The sequence below is a fragment of the Chromohalobacter nigrandesensis genome, assembly GCF_023061285.1.
Lineage (GTDB): Bacteria > Pseudomonadota > Gammaproteobacteria > Pseudomonadales > Halomonadaceae > Chromohalobacter > Chromohalobacter nigrandesensis.
Window position 1 is genome coordinate 231,753 of the sequence record NZ_JAKGAM010000005.1, and the last position, 6,000, is coordinate 237,752.

General features: G+C 61.2%; 3 protein-coding genes and 1 pseudogene. All 4 read left to right on the forward strand.

What is annotated here, in order from left to right:
* Positions 1 to 152: 152 nt before the first annotated feature.
* A pseudogene (locus L1073_RS09135) lies at positions 153 to 997 on the forward strand (IS630 family transposase); the annotation flags it as partial.
* Between the two features lie 263 nt (positions 998 to 1,260).
* Entirely contained in the window at positions 1,261 to 2,415 is a 1,155-nt protein-coding gene (lldD, locus tag L1073_RS09140; protein ID WP_246898642.1) for an FMN-dependent L-lactate dehydrogenase LldD, read from the forward strand.
* A 57-nt stretch (positions 2,416 to 2,472) separates the two neighbouring features.
* Complete coding sequence (locus L1073_RS09145; RefSeq protein ID WP_246898644.1) at positions 2,473 to 3,105, forward strand: HAD family hydrolase; 633 nt, start codon at positions 2,473 to 2,475, stop codon at positions 3,103 to 3,105.
* Positions 3,102 to 5,957 (forward strand): FAD-binding and (Fe-S)-binding domain-containing protein, encoded by a 2,856-nt coding sequence (locus tag L1073_RS09150; protein ID WP_246898646.1) that lies wholly within the window; start codon positions 3,102 to 3,104, stop codon positions 5,955 to 5,957. The genes L1073_RS09145 and L1073_RS09150 overlap by 4 nt, the downstream gene beginning before the upstream one ends.
* Positions 5,958 to 6,000 lie beyond the last annotated feature (43 nt).

A 6,000-nucleotide genomic window follows, 5' to 3' on the forward strand; every position in this document is an offset into this window, starting at 1 on the left:
GGCCACTGGTTGGATGAATCAGACCTATGTCGCGGTGAAATGTTCGCTCGCCTAAATCAATTGCCTGTACGCCCGCTGGCCAACAAGGTGTGATGAAAGCGCGCAAGTATATCGGGAAGTAGTGAGCGCTGGATGGAGGTGATGGCACCTATGATGCCGCCTCTCGATGGCTCAAACAGTGGGAGGCGTCGGGACTTGACGGGCTCATCGACAAACCCCGCAGTGGCCGCACGCCGGTGCTGGATGAGCACGACCATCAGCGACTTCAGGAACTGGTCGCCGAGCAGCCTCATCAGATTCGATCCTTGCAGGCTCGCCTGCAGGAAGAGACCGGCAAGACAGTCAGCACAGTGACCCTTCGCCGAGCGTTGAAAAAATCGTCATAGCTTCAAGCGCATTCGGCGCTCGCTTAAGGCCTGGCGTGACGCAACGGATTTCCGCAACACTCAAGGCTTCCTCAAGGCGCTTCATCAGCGGGAAGAGCAGGGCGAATACGAGCTTTATTACTTCGATGAGTCGGGCTTTTCACAATCGTCGTCGGTGCCATACGCGTGGAGCCCTATCGGCAAGCCCTGCGAGGTAACTGCCTACTCACACAGCCGTAGACTGAACGTACTGAGGTTTCTCAGTCGGGCTGGGAATCTGGGCTTCCATACCAGCACCGACCCCGTGACCACCGAGACAGTCATCGAAGCGTTTGACCAGTTTGTGGCCCAGAAAAGACCCCGATACCTTCGCCGTCGTGGTGCTCGACAATGCCAGCATGCATCGCTCCAAGGCCTTCAGACGGAAGATAGTGGAGTGGATGTCGCATCGTGTGCATCTGCTCTACCTATCGGCTTACTCGCCGGAATTGAATCTGATTGAGATTCTGTGGCGGCAGATGAAATATGCCTGGCTACCCTTGAGTGCCTACCTCTCTTTCGACCGCCTCTGTGATGGGGGACATCGCCTACTCAATGGCTACGGAACGGACAACGCGATTAATCTTGAGTAGGCACTTAAGGATGTGACTAAAGTTTAAAGTCATTTCCATGCAATCGATGGGTTCTTTGTTGACACTCTTCAGTGCCCGCTCATAGAGTTGATTGACCCGGTTTTGTAAATTGGTAAAACCAATAAAGACAAGTGGCGAGATGCCGTTTCCATACCCTCGTCCGCCTATGTCTTAGCCCCTTTTGTTGTTACCACTCTCCGAGCGTTCGGCATGACTCTTCGATAGCCATTCATGGATAGCGCATCACTTGCACAAGGTTCGTCATGATCATTTCAGCCTCCACGGACTACCGCCAAGCCGCCAAGCGACGTATTCCGCCCTTTCTATTTCACTACGCGGATGGCGGGTCCTATACCGAACATACGCTGCGGCATAACGTCGAAGATCTTGCCGGTATCGCGTTGCGTCAGCGCGTGCTGAAGGACATGTCCAGCCTGTCGCTGGAGACCGAGCTATTCGGCGAATCCATGTCCATGCCGGTTGCCCTGGCGCCTGTGGGGTTGGCGGGCATGTACGCCCGGCGCGGTGAGGTACAGGCGGCGCGTGCGGCCGCCGGGAAAGGCATACCGTTTACGCTGTCGACGGTATCGGTGTGCCCCATCGACGAGGTGGCCTCGGCCATCGATCGCCCTCTCTGGTTCCAGCTCTACGTGCTGAAGGACAGGGGCTTCATGAAGCATGTCCTGGAGCGCGCCAAGGCCGCCGGCGTCAAGACGCTGGTCTTCACGGTCGACATGCCCGTGCCGGGGGCGCGCTATCGCGATGCCCATTCCGGCATGAGCGGCAAGAACGCGGCGGCGCGGCGAATGCTGCAGGCCGTGACGCACCCTTCCTGGGCCTGGGATGTCGGCCTTCATGGTCGCCCGCATGATCTGGGTAATGTCTCGGACTATCGCGGACAGCCGACGGGGCTCGAGGATTATATCGCCTGGCTCGGTAACAATTTCGATCCCGCCATTTCCTGGAAGGATCTGGAGTGGATTCGCGAGTTCTGGGATGGCCCGATGATCATCAAGGGAATACTCGACCCCGAAGATGCGCGCGATGCGGTCCGCTTCGGTGCGGATGGCATCGTGGTGTCCAACCATGGCGGTCGTCAGCTCGACGGTGTGCCTTCTACCGCGCGTGCTTTACCGGCCATCGCCGACGCGGTTAAAGGTGATCTGGCTATCCTGGCCGATTCCGGCGTACGCAATGGGCTGGACGTCGTGCGCATGATCGCCTTGGGTGCCGATACTGTCTTGTTGGGGCGTGCCTTTATCTATGCCCTCGCTACTGCCGGGGAAGCGGGGGTTACCCACCTGCTCGAGCTGTTCGAAAAGGAGATGCGGGTCGCGATGACGCTGACCGGGGCGCGTTCCATCGCCGAGCTGGGGGCGGATTCGCTGGTCTCTTCTGCAACCCATGGCGCGAATTGAGCGGATGATGATCGTGCGCCATGCTGAAGGGCGACCGACATGAGCGGGGAGAGACGAATGACCGATGCAACGGTATTGCTGTTCGATGCTGGCGGAGTGCTGGTCGACTGGCGTGGCACATCCGGGCTAGTCGAGCTGACTCAGGGGCGTTTCGATACCGAGCAGGCCCGGCGCTTCTGGATGGGCTTCGAGGCGATCACGCCGTTCGAAACCGGCGGAGACGATGGTACGCGCTTTGCCCGGGCGGCGCTTGAGGCACTCGAGCTGGATATGACGCCGGAGGCGTTCCTGGCGGTGTTCGACGACTGGATGCGTGGTCCCTACGCAGGCGCCATGGCGCTTGTCGAGCGCATCCGTCCCGCCTACCGTCGCGCTATACTCAGCAACACCAACCCCGTTCACTGGCGGCGGCTGATCGATGACTACCGTCTCGATGCGCCCTTCGAGAAGGCGTTCGCCTCGCATGAGATCGGCGCGCGCAAGCCCGACCCCGAGGCCTTCGAGTTCGTCTGTCGGGCGCTCGACGTAGCGCCCGACCAGGTGCGTTTCTTCGACGACAACCCCGAGTGCGTCGATGCCGCCCGCGAGCTGGGCATGACGGCGACCCAGGTGCGTGGTCTAGACGAACTCCAGGAGGCCCTCGCCGAGTTCGATGCACTGCGTCCGCCTGAAGAGCGGACACCGCGATGACAACGCCCTACAAAGAGCTGGTCGAGGCGCTGCGTGACAGATTGCCCGCACACAAGCTGATCGACGATCCGCTGCGACTACTCGCTTACGGTAGCGATGCCAGCTTCTATCGCCTCATCCCGCAGGTGGTCGTGCGTCCCGACAGCGAAGACGAGCTGATGGGCGTGCTGGCCGAATGTCGTCACCGGCGCTTGCCGGTGACGTTTCGTACGGCAGGGACGTCGCTTTCCGGGCAGGCGGTGACCGATTCGGTGCTCATTCAGCTCAACCAGGGCTGGCGGGATTACCGGATTCTTGACGAGGGGCGGGCGATTCGCTTGCAGCCCGGCATCATCGGCGCGCGCGCCAATCAATTGCTGGCCCCTTACGGCCGCAAGATCGGCCCCGATCCGGCCTCGATCAATAGCTGCATGATCGGCGGGATCGCCGCAAACAATGCTTCGGGCATGTGCTGCGGCACGGCACAGAACAGTTACCGCACGCTCCGCGATATGCGCGTCATCCTGGCCGACGGTACGCTTTTAGATACCGGCGATACGGCGAGTCGCTCAGCGTTTCGTGCCTCGCATGGCGAGCTGCTCGAGGCGCTGGAAGCGTTGGGGCACGAGACGCGGGCGAATACACCGCTGGCCGAGCGCATCCGCCACAAGTATCGACTCAAGAATACCACCGGTTACGCGCTCAATAGCCTGATCGATTTCGAGGATGGCTTCGATATTCTCGCGCATCTGATGATCGGCTCCGAGGGCACGTTGGGTTTCATCAGCGCCATCACCTACGACACCGTGCTGGACGCACCGCTGAAGACCGCAGCGCTGGCGCTTTTTCCGGACATGGCGATGGCATGCCGGGCGACGCTGGCACTCAAGTCGGCGCCGGTCTCGGCGGTCGAGCTGATGGATCGTGCCGCGCTGCGTGCCGTGGAGGGAACGCCGGGCATGCCGGCAGGTCTCGAGACGTTGCCCGCCGATGCTACCGCCTTGCTCATCGATGTGCGTGACGAGGAGGAGAGCGCGCTGGCGGCGCGCATCGCCGCCGTACATGCGGCGCTCGAAGGACTCAAGACCTTGGAACCACTGGGCTTTACGCGCGACCCTGAGCTCTATGCGCGGTACTGGAAGGTGCGCAAGGGGTTGTTTCCCGCCGTGGGTGCGGTACGCGACGTGGGTACCACGGTCATCATCGAGGATGTCGCTTTTCCTCTCGAGCACCTCGAGGCAGGCGTGGCGGCACTGACCGAGACATTCCGACGCCATGGCTATGACGACGCCATCCTTTTCGGTCACGCGCTGGAAGGCAATCTGCACTTCGTTTTCCCCCAGGGCTTCGAGACGCCTGCCGAGGTTCAGCGTTATGCCGACCTGATGGATGACGTGGCGACCCTGGTGGCCGACGAATATGGCGGCTCGCTCAAGGCGGAACATGGCACGGGACGTAATATGGCGCCCTTCGTCGAACGTGAGTGGGGCGCCGAGGCGTATGCCTTGATGTGGCAGATCAAAGCACTCTTCGATGCCGAGAATCTGCTCAATCCGGATGTCATTCTGAGTCGCGACGCCGAGCTACATCTCCACAACCTCAAGCCGCTGCCGGCGGCCGATCCCATTGTGGATAAGTGTATCGAGTGTGGGTTCTGTGAGCCGGTTTGTCCGTCCCGCGAGCTGACCCTGACGCCGCGCCAGCGCATCGTGATCCAGCGTGAGATGTCACGCCTCGAAAGTATGGAAACGCCAGCGTCTACAGCGCGTCTGAAGACGCTGCGCGAGGCCTATCAATATCAGGGAATCGATACCTGTGCCGCCGACGGCTTGTGTGCCACGCAATGTCCGGTAGGCATCAATACCGGTGATTTCGTGCGTGAGTGGCGCCATCGTCGAGTCGTCGAGCGAGGCGGTACGGCGCGCCTGGTAGGGCGTCACTTTTCCGGCACGACTCGCATCGGACGCGGTGCGTTGCGTCTGGCGGATACAGCACATGGCGTGTTGGGCAGTGCGGCGATGGGCGGCTTGACGCGAGGTGCTCGTCGACTCAGCGGTGAGCGTCTGCCGCAGTGGATTCCCTCCCTACCCGCGCCTGCGCCGGTACGCATTCTGGAGCGTCGGGCGGGAAAACCGGCTGCCGGCAAGCGCGACAAGGTCGTCTATCTGCCGGCGTGCGCCACGCGGGTCTTCGGTACCTCGCGCGGCGATGACGGGGGTGATGCCGTGACACGCACGACCCTGGCGCTGCTCGAGAAGGCCGGTTACGAGGTCGTCATTCCCGCTATGATTGGGCATCTTTGCTGCGGTATGGCGTTTCAGTCCCGGGGCTATTTCGACGAGGCGGATCACAAGGTGCGCGAGCTCAACCGCGAGTTGCTATTGGCCTCCCAGAACGGTCGCTATCCTGTGCTGTGCGATACCAGCCCCTGTACACAACGCATGGTGGAACGTCTCGATACGCGTTTGACGATTCAGGAGCCGGTCGCGTTTGCGCACGACTACCTATTGGCGCGCCTGTCGGTCACGCCGAAACATGCGCGCATCGCCCTGCATGTCACCTGCTCGAGTGCGCGCATGGGGCTGAGCGACAAGTTCGTGGCGCTGGCAGAAGCATGTGCCGATGACGTCGTGGTGCCGGCGGAGATCGCCTGCTGCGGATTCGCGGGGGATAAGGGATTCACCACGCCGGCGTTGAACGCTGCCGCGTTGCGCGGCCTGGCCGAAGCCGTCAGGGGGTGCGAAGTCGGCTATTCCAACTCGCAGACCTGCGAGATGGGGCTGAGCTACCATGCCGGGATTCCTTATCGATCGATTCTCGACTTGCTCAATGAGGTCAGTCGCCCCTGTGTGGTCGAAGGCGTTGCCACATAAGTGCCGGGCGACTATTTTTAAATCATCCCCTTGCGTTCAATCG